Origin of the sequence: Mesorhizobium sp. Cs1299R1N3, from assembly GCF_037179625.1 — a bacterium.
In the GTDB taxonomy this organism is placed as follows: Bacteria; Pseudomonadota; Alphaproteobacteria; order Rhizobiales; family Rhizobiaceae; genus Mesorhizobium; species Mesorhizobium salmacidum.
The window spans coordinates 200,481-216,046 of record NZ_JAPYKQ010000002.1; the positions used below are offsets into that span (position 1 = coordinate 200,481).

16 protein-coding genes are annotated in these 15,566 nt (G+C 61.9%); 11 read left to right on the plus strand and 5 right to left on the minus strand.

Annotated features, from left to right (window positions below; genetic code table 11):
- Nucleotides 1-139: 139 nt before the first annotated feature.
- From rpsI to O7B34_RS06315, 3 genes are all read right to left on the minus strand, one after another.
- Nucleotides 140-622, minus strand: a complete 483-nt coding sequence (gene rpsI, locus O7B34_RS06305; protein ID WP_010915637.1) for a 30S ribosomal protein S9 — start codon at nucleotides 620-622, stop codon at nucleotides 140-142.
- 1 nt (nucleotide 623) lies between these two features.
- Nucleotides 624-1,088, minus strand: a complete 465-nt coding sequence (gene rplM / locus O7B34_RS06310; RefSeq protein WP_010915638.1) for a 50S ribosomal protein L13 — start codon at nucleotides 1,086-1,088, stop codon at nucleotides 624-626.
- Between the two features lie 214 nt (nucleotides 1,089-1,302).
- Complete coding sequence (locus O7B34_RS06315) at nucleotides 1,303-1,767, minus strand: PaaI family thioesterase (RefSeq protein WP_027143617.1); 465 nt, start codon at nucleotides 1,765-1,767, stop codon at nucleotides 1,303-1,305.
- Nucleotides 1,768-1,934: 167 nt separating this feature from the next.
- On the opposite strand from O7B34_RS06315, the gene O7B34_RS06320 reads away from it, so the two are divergent.
- The 7 genes from O7B34_RS06320 (at nucleotide 1,935) to O7B34_RS06350 (ending at nucleotide 7,075) form a co-directional block, all read left to right on the plus strand.
- Entirely contained in the window at nucleotides 1,935-2,759 is an 825-nt protein-coding gene (locus O7B34_RS06320; protein ID WP_337145334.1) for an enoyl-CoA hydratase, read from the plus strand.
- A gap of 10 nt (nucleotides 2,760-2,769) precedes the next feature.
- Nucleotides 2,770-3,192: a VOC family protein gene (locus O7B34_RS06325; protein ID WP_337145335.1), complete on the plus strand. Its 423-nt coding sequence runs from the start codon at nucleotides 2,770-2,772 to the stop codon at nucleotides 3,190-3,192.
- The gene (locus tag O7B34_RS06330; RefSeq protein WP_337145336.1) at nucleotides 3,192-3,974 is read left to right on the plus strand and encodes an AAA family ATPase; all 783 of its coding nucleotides are present in this window, start codon (nucleotides 3,192-3,194) and stop codon (nucleotides 3,972-3,974) included. Before O7B34_RS06325 ends, O7B34_RS06330 begins: the two co-directional genes overlap by 1 nt.
- Nucleotides 3,971-4,732, plus strand: a complete 762-nt coding sequence (locus tag O7B34_RS06335; protein ID WP_337145337.1) for a GNAT family N-acetyltransferase — start codon at nucleotides 3,971-3,973, stop codon at nucleotides 4,730-4,732. Before O7B34_RS06330 ends, O7B34_RS06335 begins: the two co-directional genes overlap by 4 nt.
- Entirely contained in the window at nucleotides 4,729-5,250 is a 522-nt protein-coding gene (locus O7B34_RS06340) for a CoA-binding protein (protein ID WP_337145338.1), read from the plus strand. The genes O7B34_RS06335 and O7B34_RS06340 overlap by 4 nt, the downstream gene beginning before the upstream one ends.
- Before the next feature lie 193 nt (nucleotides 5,251-5,443).
- Entirely contained in the window at nucleotides 5,444-6,724 is a 1,281-nt protein-coding gene (locus O7B34_RS06345; RefSeq protein WP_140755300.1) for an O-acetylhomoserine aminocarboxypropyltransferase, read from the plus strand.
- A 6-nt stretch (nucleotides 6,725-6,730) separates the two neighbouring features.
- Nucleotides 6,731-7,075 carry a cupin domain-containing protein gene (locus tag O7B34_RS06350; RefSeq protein WP_337145339.1) on the plus strand — a complete coding sequence of 115 codons (345 nt, stop codon included), beginning with the start codon at nucleotides 6,731-6,733 and terminating at the stop codon, nucleotides 7,073-7,075.
- Nucleotides 7,076-7,203: 128 nt separating this feature from the next.
- On the opposite strand, the gene O7B34_RS06355 is transcribed toward O7B34_RS06350, so the two are convergent.
- Nucleotides 7,204-8,454 carry a cytochrome P450 gene (locus O7B34_RS06355; protein WP_337145340.1) on the minus strand — a complete coding sequence of 417 codons (1,251 nt, stop codon included), beginning with the start codon at nucleotides 8,452-8,454 and terminating at the stop codon, nucleotides 7,204-7,206.
- Between the two features lie 103 nt (nucleotides 8,455-8,557).
- On the opposite strand from O7B34_RS06355, the gene O7B34_RS06360 reads away from it, so the two are divergent.
- Nucleotides 8,558-9,661, plus strand: coding sequence for an NAD(P)/FAD-dependent oxidoreductase (locus O7B34_RS06360; RefSeq protein WP_337145341.1), 1,104 nt, complete (start codon nucleotides 8,558-8,560; stop codon nucleotides 9,659-9,661).
- Between the two features lie 2 nt (nucleotides 9,662-9,663).
- Here O7B34_RS06360 and O7B34_RS06365 read toward each other — a convergent pair whose 3' ends face one another.
- Nucleotides 9,664-10,257 (minus strand): hypothetical protein, encoded by a 594-nt coding sequence (locus O7B34_RS06365; protein ID WP_337145342.1) that lies wholly within the window; start codon nucleotides 10,255-10,257, stop codon nucleotides 9,664-9,666.
- Nucleotides 10,258-10,650: 393 nt separating this feature from the next.
- On the opposite strand from O7B34_RS06365, the gene clpP reads away from it, so the two are divergent.
- From clpP to lon, 3 genes are all read left to right on the plus strand, one after another.
- Complete coding sequence (gene clpP / locus O7B34_RS06370) at nucleotides 10,651-11,280, plus strand: ATP-dependent Clp endopeptidase proteolytic subunit ClpP (protein ID WP_027028064.1); 630 nt, start codon at nucleotides 10,651-10,653, stop codon at nucleotides 11,278-11,280.
- Nucleotides 11,281-11,575: 295 nt separating this feature from the next.
- Nucleotides 11,576-12,850 (plus strand): ATP-dependent Clp protease ATP-binding subunit ClpX, encoded by a 1,275-nt coding sequence (gene clpX, locus O7B34_RS06375; protein WP_023759839.1) that lies wholly within the window; start codon nucleotides 11,576-11,578, stop codon nucleotides 12,848-12,850.
- A 267-nt stretch (nucleotides 12,851-13,117) separates the two neighbouring features.
- The gene (gene lon / locus O7B34_RS06380; RefSeq protein ID WP_337145343.1) at nucleotides 13,118-15,529 is read left to right on the plus strand and encodes an endopeptidase La; all 2,412 of its coding nucleotides are present in this window, start codon (nucleotides 13,118-13,120) and stop codon (nucleotides 15,527-15,529) included.
- The last annotated feature ends 37 nt before the right edge of the window (nucleotides 15,530-15,566 follow it).

Here is a 15,566-nt window from a genome sequence, read left to right on the forward strand (position 1 = left end):
CGCTGTCCCCTCTCTCGAGAGAGTTGCCCGGCAGGTCGCAGGGGCGCTGTCCCACACCTGTCGATCAATCAAATCTGTAGCCCAAAAGCAAAAAAGGCCGCCCGGAGGCGGCCTTTTTCGATATCGGAGTTCGAAACGCCTAGCGCTTCGAGAACTGGAAGGAGCGACGGGCCTTGGCCTTGCCGTACTTCTTGCGCTCGACGACGCGGCTGTCGCGGGTCAGGAAGCCGCCCTTCTTGAGCACGGCGCGCAGCGCCGGCTCATAGTAGGTCAGCGCCTTGGAGATGCCGTGACGCACGGCACCGGCCTGGCCGGACAAGCCGCCGCCGACGACGGTGGCGACGATGTCGTACTGGCCCGAACGGTTGGAGGCGATGATCGGCTGGTTGAGGATCATCTGCAGGACCGGACGCGCGAAATAGGTCGCGAATTCCTTGTCATTGACGACGATCTTGCCGGAACCCGGCTTCACCCAGACGCGCGCGATGGCGTTCTTGCGCTTGCCGGTGGCATAGGCGCGGCCCGACTTGTCGAGCTTCTGGACGTGGACGGGAGCCGCGGCCTGCGTGTTCGTGTTGCCGGTGGCGGCGCCCAGTTCTGCGAGCGAGGAAAGCTCAGCCATCTTATGCGACCTTCTTGTTCTTGGAATTCAGCTTGGCCACGTCAAGGACTTCTGGCTGCTGGGCGACATGCGGATGCTCCGCGCCTGCATAAACGCGCAGGTTCTTCATCTGGCGACGGCCGAGCGGACCACGCGGAACCATGCGCTCAACGGCCTTCTCGACGACACGCTCGGGGAAACGGCCCTCGAGCAGCTGGCGCGCGGTGCGCTCCTTGATGCCGCCGGGGTGGCCGGTGTGCCAGTAATAGACCTTGTCGGTGAACTTCTTGCCGGTGAACACCACCTTGTCGGCATTGATGACGATGACATTGTCGCCGTCGTCGACATGCGGGGTGAAGGTCGGCTTATGCTTGCCGCGAAGATGATTGGCGATGACAGTGGCAAGACGGCCGACGACGAGACCCTCGGCGTCGATCAGGATCCACTTCTTCACCACATCCGCAGGCTTCTGCGAAAAGGTTGTCATGTTTTCTGCTCTCGGTTTTGACCTTCACGGGGAAGGCGTTTCTTGTTGCTTGGATTGGCGAAAGACCTTTGTCCCCAGCCAATAACAAAACGGCGGCCTTTGCGGGCCGCTGCTTCGTGAGGGCTTATAGGCGAGCGGAGTGACCGCGTCAAGGCAGCGGGAAAGTCCTATTGTGCAGAAAATGCTGTAGAAACAAAAGGTTGAGTTAAAGGTATTATTTTACCACATCAGTGGCGCGCTGCGGCGGGATCGAATAGGTACCCGTGGCATGCGCGATTGTGTGTCCATCCGGGCCGGCGACGATGTCGATGTCGAACACCATCAGGCTCTTTCCCAGCTTCAGTATGCGGCAATGGCCATCGATCGGCCCGGCCTCGGCCTTGCGGACGAAGTTGATGTCGAGGTTGACGGTAACAGAAAGCGCGTCCGGCCCGGCGTGGGAAAGCACACAGACATATCCGCCAATGTCGGCCAGCGTGAACAGCGACGGACCGGATACAGTTCCGCCAGGACGCAGGTGCCGCTCGCCGGCGTTGAGCCGCACAATGCAGCCGCCTGGGAACACGTCGATTGCCTCGTAATATTTGAACTGTTCGTTGAGTTGCGGATAGACGGTCTCCATCAGCACGTTGACTTGCGCTGCGGTCAGCACGGGCTTGAGATTGTTCTGGGCGGGCATGTCGGCCTCTCGTTTTGTGCCAGGCCTGTATGAACGCAGCGCGGCATTTCTGGCAACACCTTCATCCCCGGCGCAAGCGATCCTGGCGCAAGCGATGGGTGTTGGACGAAAGCCGATCCGATATTAGATACTCTGCCAGCACGACCGGAATCGCGGAGACCTTAGTCATGGCCGAAATCCTTGCCATCAAGCCTGCTGCCGCCGACGAGGGCCCGGTCACGACGAGGCTGGATAAGGGCGTGCTGCGCCTGACGCTCGCCAATCCGCCCGCCAACGCCCTGTCGCTGGCTGTGATGGCGGCGCTGACGGCGGAACTCGACCGCGCCAAGGCCGACCAAGCCGTTCGTGTCATCGTGTTGTCGGCGGCCGGCAAGGTGTTTTGCGCCGGTCACGACCTCAAGGAAATGACCGCGCGGCGCGCCGACGCCGATCGCGGCAAGGCCTTCTTCGAAGAGACGTTTGCCGCTTGCGCGACCCTGATGCAGACCATCGTGCGCCATCCCCTGCCTGTCATCGCCGAGGTGGACGGCCTGGCGACAGCCGCCGGCCTGCAACTGGTCGCAAGCTGCGACCTCGCGATCGCCTCGCATGAGGCGACCTTCTGCACGCCGGGCGTCAATATCGGCCTGTTCTGTTCGACGCCGATGGTGGCGCTGTCACGCAACGTCTCGCGCAAGCAGGCGATGGAGATGCTCTTGACCGGCGAGACGATCGACGCGGCAACGGCGAAGGAATTCGGCCTCGTCAACCGCGTTGTGCCGCGCGAGTACCTGAATCAGATTGTCACCAAATACGCGCAAACCATTGCTTCCAAATCCTCCTTGGTGGTGAAGACCGGCAAGGAAGCTTTTTATGCGCAGGCCGAGATGGGCTTGGCGGATGCCTATGCCTATACCGGCCGCGTCATGGTCGAGAACATGCTCGCGCGGGACGCGGAAGAGGGCATTGGTGCTTTCATCGGCAAGCGCAAGCCGGAATGGACGGACGAATAGGACGAGGATCATGGAACCGCGCATCTCCATCATCACCATCGCCACCGACAATTTGGATCTTGCGGTGCGTTTCTACGAGGCCATGGGTCTTAAGCGCCACGCGGGCATCACCGACGGTGTCGCCTTTTTCCAGATGGGCGGCGCCATCCTCGGTCTGTTCCCGCGCGCCAGCGCCGAGGAGGATTCGGGCATCACCTTCGCCCAGGCGCCCTCGGCCGTCTATCTCGCCTACAACACCCGCTCGGACGCCGAAGTCGACGAGGTGCTCGCCATGGCCGAGAAGGCCGGCGGGCGTATCGTCAAGCCGGCCGGCCGTGCCTTCTGGGGCGGCTGGTATGGGTACTTCGCCGATGCAGACGGGCATATTTGGGAAGTGGCGCACAATCCGGCCTTCCCGATCGCGGAAGACGGCACGATTTCGCTGCCTGATTGATGGCTTATCGCAAGCAGCTGACACGGCTCAAGGCACCGTATCTCAAGCGCATTCTGCTCGACCCGGAGCGCGTGACGGACTGGGAGAAATACCCTTGGAACCTGCCGCTGTTTCGCGGCCACGAGTTCGAGCTCGAATTCGCCACGCCCATCACCATCATCGTCGGCGAGAACGGCACCGGTAAATCCACGCTGCTCGAGGCGATCGGCGCGCTGGCCGGCTATGACGAGGCCGGCGGCGGCAAGGGCTACCGACCGGTCGACCATGCCAGTGCCATCGACAAGAGTGGCGCCGCACTGGCGAACACATTCCGTGACCACTGGTTGCCAAAAGTCACCGCCGGCTGGTTCTTTCGTGCTGAATCCTTTTACTCCGTGGCCCGCTACCTCGATCAGGCGGCGCTGGAGGACCCGTTCAAGCCGCCGCCGCCGGATTTCCTGTCCTGGTCGCATGGCGAAGGCTTCATCCGCTTCTTCGAGGAGCGCTGCCGCAGGCAAGGCATCTATATTCTCGACGAGCCCGAAAGCGCGCTTTCCCCGACGCGCCAGATCGAATTGCTGAAGATGCTTCGGCGCATGGACCAGTCGGGCACAGCGCAAGTGATCATGGCGACCCATTCGCCGCTGCTGATGGCCTGTCCCGGCGCGCAACTGTTCCGCATCAGCCGCTTCGGGCTCGATGCGACCGATTTCACCGACACCGATCATTTTCGCATGATGCGCGACTTCTGCTCCGATCCGCACTCCTTTATGGAGGAAGCGCTCGGGGAGGACGACGTGTGAGCATCAACGATGATGATCTCAATTGGCGGGTCGAACAGGCTTGCCGAGAAGGTTGGCCCGCCGCCACCGAACAGGTCGCGGATGGCTGGCTGCTGCGGCGCTCCGGCGGCAGGGTCCGTCGCCCCAATTCAGTCAATCCATTGCGGGGCAAGCGAGCCGGACCGGCCGAGGCCTTTTCCGCCGCTGAGGCTTTTTACGCCGATTACGGCCAGACACCGTTGTTCCGGGTTCCCAGCATCGCGGATGAGATGGACGCAGTTCTCGATCGACACGGTTATGCCACCGAAGGCGGCACGATTCATCTTTACAATGACATCGAAGACATGGCGCAAGTGCGCGACGAGCAGGTCATCATTTCGTCGACACCAAGCGAGAATTGGTTCGATGCGCGGTTTCGCATGGAGTCCTACGACGAGGCCGAACGCCGCATTTTTCGCGAGATGACGACATTGATTGTGGGTGACCGGGCCTTTGTATCCTGCGAGCAGGAAGGCATGATCGTCGCCATTGCCTTCGGCGTCATCCGCGACGGTCTGCTTGTCGTGGAATCGGTTGGCACCGACGGCCGTTTCAGGCAGCAAGGCCTGGGCCGCAGTACTGTTGGCAACCTGATCGACTGGGCGCAGCGGGCGGGCGCATCGGCGGCATGTTTGCAAGTGGTTGCCGATAACACACCTGCCCGCGCGCTTTATGCCTCGCTCGGGTTCAGCCGTGAACTCTACCGCTACCATTACCGCAGGAAAGCAGTTGCCGCATGAACCACGATAGCTACGACAACACCTATATCGGCGGCATCCTCAATGCGGTGAAGACCGTCGCCATGGTCGGCGCGTCGGCCAATGATGTCAGGCCGAGCTATTTCGTGCTGAAATATCTGCTGGCCAAGGGATTTTCGGTGTTCCCGATCAATCCCGGCCAGGCCGGCAAGGAAATCCTCGGCCGGATGACCTATGCCAGGCTGGCCGACATCCCGGAGCCGATCGACATGGTCGATGTCTTCCGCAATGCAGCTGCGGTTCCCGGTATCGTCGACGAGGTGCTGGCGCTCGATCCCTTGCCGAAAGTCATCTGGATGCAGCTTGGCGTGCGCCATGACGAGGCAGCCGCCCGCGCCGAAGCCTCCGGGATCAAGGTGGTGATGAACCGCTGCCCCAAGATCGAATATGGCAAGCTCTCCGGCGAGATCGGCTGGACCGGCGTCAACTCCGGCGTCCTGTCGTCGAAAAAGCCGCTTATGCGCCAGGGCTTCCAGAGTTTTGGCGTCCGCCAGAAGTGACGTGATCCAGGATCGCTTTTTCGCAAAAGATTCCAGTCAACTGCCGGTGCGCAAAGTTTTTCCGGGAAGCGATTGAGTTTCCCGTGCGTTCATCGCAGATCGCACGCCGAAAGGTATTTTCTTCTTTGCAATCCAGGCCGCGCTTCGCCAAGAATGCCCGGCGAATTTGAGAAAGTTCTTGAGGGAGGTTTCAGTGACCCGTACGCCCGGTTTCAACACGCTCGCCGTCCACGCCGGCGCCAAGCCCGATCCGGCCACCGGCGCGCGCGCCACGCCAATCTACCAGACGACCTCCTTCGTCTTCGATGACGCCGACCACGCAGCTTCGCTGTTCGGGCTGAAGGCGTTCGGCAACATCTACACCCGCATCATGAATCCCACCCAGGCAGTGCTCGAAGAGCGCGTCGCGGCTCTCGAGGGCGGCACGGCTGCGCTTGCGGTTGCATCCGGCCATGCCGCGCAGGTCATCGTGTTCCACAATCTGATGCAGCCCGGCGACAATTTCGTCGCCGCCAACAAGCTTTACGGTGGTTCGATCAACCAGTTCGGCCATGCCTTCAAGAATTATGGCTGGGAGGTACGCTGGGCCGACACCAATGATCTCTCGACCTTCGAGAACCAGATCGACGACAGGACCAAGGCGATCTTCATCGAGAGCCTGGCCAATCCGGGCGGCACCTTCGTCGATATTGAGAAGATCGGCGACATCGCCCGCAAGCATGGCCTGCCGCTGATCGTCGACAACACGCTGGCCTCGCCCTACCTCATCCGCCCGATCGAGCACGGCGCCGATATCGTCGTCCATTCGCTGACCAAGTTCATGGGCGGCCACGGCAACTCGATCGGCGGCGTCATTGTCGACGGCGGCACCTTCGACTGGTCGAAGTCGGGCAAATATCCGATGCTGTCGGAACCACGCCCAGAATATGGCGGCCTCGTGTTGCACGAAACCTTTGGCAATTTCGCTTTCGCCATCGCCGCCCGCGTGCTCGGCCTGCGCGATCTCGGCCCGGCGATCTCGCCGTTCAATGCCTTCCTTATCCTCACCGGCCTCGAAACCTTGCCGCTGCGCATGCAGCGGCACTGCGACAACGCGATCACGGTCGCCGGCTGGCTGTCCAACCACCCCAAGGTCGCCTGGGTGAATTATCCCGGCCTGCCCAGCGACAAGAACAATGCGTTGCAGAAGAAATACTCGCCTGAAGGCGCCGGCGCCGTCTTCACCTTCGGCCTCAAGGGCGGCTACGAGGCCGGCATCAAGTTCGTCGAGGCACTCGAGCTCTTCTCGCATCTGGCCAATGTCGGCGACACCAAGTCGCTGGTCATCCACCCGGCATCGACCACGCACCGCCAGCTTTCCGACGAGCAGAAGGTCAAGGCCGGCGCTGGCCCGGACACTGTGCGGCTGTCCATCGGCATCGAGGATGTCACCGACATTGTCGCCGACCTCGAACAGGCACTCGCCAAGGTCTGACCTGATATGACCGCGCTTCTTCCCGTCGACACCAAAAGCGTCGTGCCCGAATCCGGAGCGCCCGCGCCGGATCGCCTGATCTCGGGCGATCCGAAATTCCGCACCTGGAATGTCGAGGAGCGCGACGGCGGCCTCTATGCCGGCATCTGGGAATCGACCCCCGGCAAATGGCGCATCGTCTATGACGAATGGGAATTCTGCCACATTCTCTCAGGCGTCTCGGTGATCGCCGAAGAGGGTGGGGAAGCGCGCACCTTCAAGGCCGGCGACAGCTTCGTGCTGAGGCCGGGCTTCAGGGGAAGCTGGGAAGTGCTTGAAACGACTCGCAAGGAGTATGTGATCAAGCTTTGATCATCTTGCCGCCGGATATTCTCCGGCTTCTGGGCCACGGCGTCAGCCATGCAGCCGAGCAGGATCGTCACGGCGAGCGCGATCGCGCCTCTCGAAAACAATCTCATCGCAAGTCCAGCCCACCATGGTCAGAAGCGCACGGAGAGCGCCTCCAGCCCATGGAAGTGATACGTGTCGCGGAAGCGGGGCTGTTCGGCAAGATGCACTTGCGGGTGCCGCTCGAACAAAGTCTTCAGCGAAACCTGCAGTTCGAGGCGGGCGAGCGGCGCGCCGATGCAGAAATGGATACCGGCGCCGAATGACACGTTCTTTTGGTCGGTGCGCTCCTGCCGGAAGGCCTGCGGTTCGGCAAAGGCGTGCGGGTCATGATTGGCCATGCCAAGCAAAAGTCCGATCGTCTGGCCCGGCCGCACGACGATGCCGGGCGCGATTTCGATCTCCTCATAGGCATAGCGCATGAACATGTGCAGCGGCGCGTCGAAGCGCAGGCATTCCTCGACCGTCGCTGCTGTCGCTTCCGGTGAGGTGAAGAAGCGGCGCGGGTCGCCGCCTTGCGCCAGGATGGAATGGACGGCATTGCCGGTCTGGTGCACGGTCGCTTCATGGCCGGCGTTGAGCAACAGGATGGCCGAGGAGACCAGTTCGTCCTCGGACAGTTTCTGGCCGTCTTCCTGGGCCGAGATCAGCAGCGACAGCAGGTCATCGCCCGGGTTCTTGCGCCGCTCGGTGACGTAACCGCGCAGGAAATCGGAGAATTCGCCCGCGGCACGGTTGGCCGTGTCCTCGGTATCGCGGGTGCGGCCATGGATGTACATGGCGACCATCCGATGCGACCAGTCGAGCAGTTGCGGGCCTATCTCCACCGGCACGCCGAGCATTTCGGCGATGATGGTGATCGGCAGCGGGGAGGCGAAGGCCGGCAGGAGGTCGACGGCCTTGCCAGGTTCGAAACGATCGATCAATTCGTTGGCGAGTGCCTCGACACGCGGCCGCAACCGTTCGACCTGACGCGAGACGAAGGCACGGTTGACCAATGTCCTCAGCCGCGTGTGCACCGGCGGCTCCAGTTCCAGCATCGAGTTGGCTTCGATGCCGTCAAACGCCTTGAGATGGGTCCTGCCTTGGCCGATATCGCGGCTGTCTGGGATGCCGGCCGGGTTCTGGCGGCCGAAACGGCGGTCGCGCAGCAGTCTGTTGACATCGCCAAAGCCGCCAAAACACCAGAAGCCGAACTCCTCCCAGAAAAATGCATTCGATGCGTCGTGCAGGAAACCGTAGGCTTCGTACGGGTTCAGGAAGAAAGCCGGTTCGCGCGGGTCGAGCCTGAGCCGGCGAGTGGCTGGATCAAAGGCCAGATACGGGAGCGTCGATTTGGTCATGCCAGACCCATAGCGCGGCTTGCCAGCCCGGTTCCAGACCGTATGTTGCGTCCGACAGCCCGATGCATTGAGCCAGCCATAGGGTTGCGGAAAGTCTGAACGGATGAATGTGATCGTTGTCGGCGCGGGTATCGCCGGTCTCTCCACGGCGTGGTCGCTGGTCAAGGCGGGCCACGCCGTGTCGATCGTCGAGCAGGGGCCGATTCCCAATCCGCTGGCGGCATCGGGCGACCATCACCGTATCATTCGCCGCGCCTACCGCGCTGGAACCGGCTATGGGCGGCTGATCACCGAAGCCTATGAGGCCTGGGACGAGATGTGGGCCGATCTCGGCGAGAACCACCTCGATGCGCGCGGGTTCGTCTGCGTTTCGCGCGAGCCCGGCGATGAGGCCGAGGAATATCGCGAGGGCCTGGAAGAGGGGAATTTCCCTTTCGAACTGCTGGAACCCGACGCTGCCGTCGAGCGCTGGCCGTTTCTTGAGGCCGGCTCGTTCCGCTACGCCTATTTCTCCAGGGAAGGCGGCGCGCTGCATTGCCGCGGAATAGCGGCGGGGCTCGCCAACTGGCTGCGCGCCAACGGAGCCAACGTCTACGAGCACAGCAAGGTGACGGAGATCGATGCCGAGGCCGGCCATATCGTGCTGGAAAGCGGCGAGTCGATGCAGGCAGACCGCATAGTCGTTGCCGCCGGCGCCTGGGTGCTGAAGCTATTCCCCGAACTCGGCGGCGAATTGAAGACCTTTCGCACCGCGCTCGCCTATGTCGAACCGCCCGCCGATCTCAAGGCGGCCTGGAAGGCGGCGCCCGTCATTCTCGATGTCGGCGGCAAGACCGACGGCTACATGATCCCGCCCACCCGTGGCGCCGGCATGAAATTCGGCTCAGGCCTGCACAAGGTGCCGACCAGCGACGCCGACTGGAACCGCGAGCCGGTGCCGGGCGAGGGCGAGGCGATCCGCAACCTGTTTTCGCCGCCGATCGCCCGCATCGAGGAGTACAAGGTGACCGAAGTGGTCACTTGCGCCTACACTTTCACGTCAGACGAGAAATTCCTGGCGAATGAGACAGGCAAGTGCCTGGTCGTCTCCGCCTGCTCGGGCCACGGCTACAAATTTGGCGCCGCCGTCGGGCGCCGTGTTGCCAAAGCCATTGACGACAGCGATGTCGCGGGCCTCAAGGCTTGGCTGCGGGCCGAGGTGGCCTAGGCTCAGTCCTGGCAATGCCTCGGTATATGCACGCGCCGCCAGCCCGATGAGCCTTCGCGCACCAGCACGCGCCGCGGGACGGTCTGGTAGGCGGCGGGAATATCGATGACGCGCCTTTGCTCGGGCCGCACCAGCACCTCCTCGGCGATGCTGTCATATTGCGCCGGAACGACGACGCGCCGCGTTCGCTCGGGCTGGATCACCACCGTCCCGGCGACGCGTTCGTAGCGCGCCTTGTGCCAGACCTTGCACAGCACCCGGCGGCCATGGATGACCCGCCATTCCCAGGAATATCCGCCGCCATCGACCCTGACGGTGTGGTATATGGTCCGGGTGACTGCCGGGACCACTTCATATTGAACCTGTGCCGGAACGGTCATCACCACGCGCTCGCGCGTGCCATAGATCGGCGGGTCATAGTCGACGATCTGCTGGCCGGGAGGGCTGACCATGACGTCTTCATAGACAGTGTCGTAAACGGCCGGCGTGCGGACGGGCTCGTAGCATTCGACGGCGCGGCCGCCTGCCGCCGTTTGCGAAATCGAGCCGAGCATGGTCAGCCCGGCAATGGCGAAGCATGCGGTTTTCCCTGACATGACACTCCCCGTTTGAACTCCATTGCATGGCGCCCAAAAGTGAACCTCGGTTTTGGGGCAACGACATGCATAAAGACAAAGCCACAAGTTCAACGTTGAATTGTAGGGGAGGCCGTCGCGGAGAAAAGCGGTTTTGGCGCGTTTCGTTAAGTGACGAGGTTAAGAAACTGCTACCTGGTGGGGGCCGGCTCGGTATTTCGGGTCGGCGAGGCATCAGCTGCTGCTAATCCTTGCCCGGAAGCTTGATTCGACTTACCCAGATGGCTAGGACGGGTCGGCCTTGCACAAGGATGAGCCGGCATCCTATTTACATCTTGACGATCCAGAACCGATTCTGCCCGAGCTGCCAGCCTGTCCGGCGCCGGAATCCCACCGCGAGACAAGAGATAACTGATGAAGAATCCCGTCGAAACCTACATGAACCTCGTTCCGATGGTGGTCGAACAGACCAATCGCGGCGAGCGGGCCTACGACATTTTCTCGCGCCTCCTCAAGGAGCGCATCATTTTCATCACCGGTCCGGTCGAGGACGGCATGGCGACGCTGGTCTGCGCTCAGCTCCTGTTCCTTGAAGCCGAGAACCCGAAGAAGGAAATCAACCTCTACATCAATTCGCCAGGTGGCGTCGTCACCTCGGGCATGGCGATCTACGACACCATGCAGTTCATCAAGCCGGCGGTGTCGACGCTGTGCATCGGCCAGGCGGCCTCGATGGGCTCGCTGCTGCTGACCGCGGGCCACAAGGACATGCGCTTCGCCACGCCGAACGCCCGTATCATGGTCCACCAGCCGTCCGGCGGCTTCCAGGGCCAGGCATCCGATATCGAGCGTCATGCCCAGGACATCATCAAGCTGAAGCGTCGTCTCAACGAGGTCTATGTCAAGCACACCGGCAAGAGCTATGACGAGATCGAGAAGACGCTCGACCGCGACCATTTCATGACCGCCGACGAGGCCAAGGATTTCGGCCTGATCGACAAGGTCATTTCGTCGCGCGAGGCGGCCGAGGGGGCGTTGGCATAAAGGCTAGTTGGCAGTTGGATGGCACCATCACGCGCTTTTGGCGCGTCTTGCGTCATTTCGGCCACAATTGGCTGTTCCCTCGGAGGTCGGGATTGCCTACGTTAAGGCTATGTTGATTTTCGACGGCTTAGCTTTGCGTGGGGAAGCTGCGAATCATTGCCACGTTTTCTGATTTGTGTTTCGTACGGAATACGTTGCGGGAGCCGGAAGACTGGCGGCGGCGGATTCCCGCGATAAATAGAGTATGCGCCCTTTCAGCCAGACCATCGGCGGGCGGCCATGAAAGGACATGAAAATGAGCAAGGTCGGCAACAACAGCGGTGATTCCAAGAACACGCTCTATTGCTCGTTTTGCGGCAAAAGCCAGCACGAGGTGCGCAAGCTGATCGCCGGCCCAACGGTGTTCATCTGCGACGAGTGCGTCGAGCTGTGCATGGACATCATCCGCGAGGAGAACAAGACCTCGATGGTGAAGTCGCGCGAGGGCGTGCCGACCCCGCAGGAGATCCTCAAGGTTCTCGACGACTACGTCATCGGCCAGCCCTACGCCAAGCGCGTGCTGTCGGTGGCGGTCCACAACCACTACAAGCGGCTCGCGCATGCCGGCAAGAACAACGACGTCGAACTGGCCAAGTCCAACATCCTGCTGATCGGCCCGACCGGCTGCGGCAAGACGCTGCTCGCGCAGACGCTGGCCCGCATCATCGACGTGCCCTTCACCATGGCGGACGCCACGACGCTGACCGAGGCCGGTTACGTCGGCGAGGACGTCGAGAACATCATCCTGAAGCTGTTGCAGTCGGCCGACTACAATGTCGAGCGCGCCCAGCGCGGCATCGTCTACATCGACGAAATCGACAAGATTTCGCGCAAGTCCGACAATCCCTCGATCACCCGCGACGTGTCGGGCGAGGGCGTGCAGCAGGCGCTGCTCAAGATCATGGAAGGCACCGTCGCCTCCGTGCCGCCGCAGGGCGGCCGCAAGCACCCGCAGCAGGAGTTCCTGCAGGTCGACACCGCCAACATCCTGTTCATCTGCGGCGGCGCCTTCGCCGGGCTGGACAAGATCATCTCGGACCGCGGCAGGAAAACCTCGATCGGTTTTGGCGCCATCGTCGCGTCGCCGGAGGATCGCCGCACTGGTGACGTTTTCCGTCTGGTCGAGCCCGAGGATCTGTTGAAATTCGGCCTCATTCCGGAATTCGTCGGTCGTCTGCCGGTCCTGGCGACGCTCGAAGATCTCGACGAGCCGGCATTGATCCAGATCCTGACCGAGCCGAAGAACGCGCTGGTCAAGCAATATCAGCGCCTGTTCGAGATGGAAAATGTCGACCTGACCTTCCACGAGAACGCGCTTTCGGCGATCGCCAAGCGCGCCATCGAGCGCAAGACCGGTGCGCGCGGCCTGCGTTCGATCATGGAAGCGATCCTGCTCGACACGATGTTCGAACTGCCCGCGCTCGAAGGCGTGCGCGAGGTGGTGATTTCGGAAGAGGTGGTGACCGGCAGCGCTCGGCCGCTCTACATCTATTCCGAACAGAAGGAAAAGAAGGGCAATGTCAGCGCCTGACATGGCACTTGGCCCTATATTTTTGTGGAACGGCGCCCATGCGGCGCCGTTTTGCTGTGAGGAACCGGCACACCTTCGCGACGGAGTGGACCATGTTAACTCTTGATCTTTGGCCCGCCTGCCTCCACCTAACACGAGAAGGCCGAGGTGCCCGATTTCTGTGCTGTAAAACTCCCGTCATAAACGGTGGTAGGCGGAACGATCCCCGGTCGTTAATATGAGATTCGCGGTTGGCCTGATGGTGACCGCGACATGAAAGGTTGGACAATGGCCAAAATATCCAAGGCTCCCAGCGACGGCGTCTTCGCAGTGCTCCCGCTGCGCGACATCGTGGTGTTCCCGCATATGATCGTTCCGCTCTTCGTCGGGCGCGAAAAGTCGATCAAGGCGCTGGAAGAGGTGATGGGTCAGGAAAAGCAGATCCTGCTCGCCACCCAGATGAATGCCGCAGATGACGATCCCGAGCCCGATGCGATCTTCGACATCGGCACGCTCGCCAATGTGCTGCAACTGCTGAAGCTGCCCGACGGCACCGTCAAGGTTCTGGTCGAGGGCGCCTCGCGTGCGAAAATCGTCTCCTTCACCGACCGTCCCGACTTCCACGAGGCAAAGGCCGCGGCCCTGGTCGAGCCGGAAGAGGAAGAGGTCGAGGTCGAGGCCCTGGCCCGCTCGGTCGTCACCGACTTCGAGAACTACGTCAAGCTGAACAAGAAGATCTCGCCCGAAGTGGTGGGTGCCGCCAGCCAGATCGACGACTATTCCAAGCTCGCCGACACGGTTGCCTCGCATCTCGCCATCAAGATCCCTGAAAAGCAGGAAATGCTGGCCACGCTTTCCGTCAAGGAGCGGCTGGAAAAGGCGATGGGCTTCATGGAAGCCGAAATCTCCGTCCTGCAGGTGGAGAAGCGCATCCGCTCGCGCGTCAAGCGCCAGATGGAGAAGACGCAGCGCGAATACTACCTCAACGAGCAGATGAAGGCGATCCAGAAGGAGCTCGGCGAAGGCGAGGACGGCCGCGACGAGGCCGCCGAGATCGAGGCGCGCATCAAGAAAACCAAGCTCTCCAAGGAGGCTCGCGAAAAGGCGGAAGCCGAATTGAAGAAGCTCAGGACGATGTCGCCGATGTCGGCTGAATCGACGGTCGTGCGCAACTATCTCGATTGGCTGCTGTCGATCCCGTGGGGCAAGAACTCCAAGGTCAAGCAGGACCTGGCCTACGCGCAGAACGTCCTCGACACCGATCACTTCGGCCTCGACAAGGTCAAGGACCGCATCGTCGAGTACCTTGCCGTGCAAAGCCGCCAGAAGAAGCTGAAGGGGCCGATCCTGTGCCTCGTCGGCCCTCCCGGTGTCGGCAAGACCTCGCTCGGCAAGTCGATCGCCAAGGCAACCGGTCGCGAGTTCATCCGCATGGCGCTCGGCGGCGTGCGTGACGAAGCCGAGATCCGTGGTCACCGGCGCACCTATATCGGCTCGATGCCCGGCAAGGTCATCCAGTCGATGAAGAAGGCAAAGAAGTCCAACCCGCTGTTCCTGCTCGACGAGATCGACAAGATGGGCCAGGACTTCCGTGGCGATCCGTCGTCGGCCCTGCTCGAGGTGCTCGATCCCGAACAGAACTCGACGTTCATGGATCATTACCTCGAGGTCGAATACGACCTGTCGAGCGTGATGTTCGTGACGACGGCCAACACGCTGAACATCCCTGCGCCCCTGATGGACCGCATGGAGATCATCCGTATCGCCGGCTATACCGAGGACGAGAAGATCGAGATTGCCAAGCGGCACCTGATGCCGAAGGTGATCCGCGATCACGCGCTGCAGCCGAAGGAGTTCTCCGTCGGTGAGGACGCGATCCGCGCCATCATCCAGACCTACACCCGTGAAGCGGGCGTCAGAAGCCTGGAGCGCGAGCTGATGAAGCTCGGGCGCAAGGCGGTGACCGAGATCCTGAAGACGAAGAAGAAGACGGTGAGCATCACGGCGGCGAACCTCGCCGACTATCTCGGTGTTCAGCGCTACCGCTTCGGCCAGGTCGAGGCTGACGATCAGGTCGGTGTCGTCACCGGTCTTGCCTGGACGGAGGTCGGCGGCGAGCTGCTGACGGTCGAAGGTGTCATGATGCCCGGCAAGGGCCGCATGACGGTGACCGGCAATCTGCGCGACGTGATGAAGGAATCGATTTCGGCGGCGGCCTCCTATGTCCGCTCGCGCGCCATCGATTTCGGCATCGAGCCGCCGCTGTTCGACAAGCGCGACATCCACGTGCACTTGCCGGAAGGCGCAACGCCGAAGGACGGCCCGTCCGCGGGCGCGGCCATGGCCACGGCCATTGTGTCGGTGCTGACGGGTATTCCGGTTCGGGCCGATGTGGCGATGACTGGCGAGATAACGCTTCGCGGCCGCATCTTGCCGATCGGCGGCCTCAAGGAGAAGCTGCTCGCCGCGCTGCGCGGCGGCATTAAGAAGGTGCTGATCCCGGAAGACAATGCCAAGGATCTGGCGGAGATTCCGGACAACGTGAAGAACGGCATGGAAATCATTCCGGTCTCACGCGTCGGTGAGGTGTTGCGCCACGCGCTGGTGCGGATGCCGGAGCCGATCGAATGGGTCGAGCCGGTCAATCCGCCGGCCACGACCGACAGTGCCGACGATACCGGAAAGTCGCTTGCGCATTAGTTTTTTCTAAAGTTGCAGCGCACAAACAGAAAGCCGG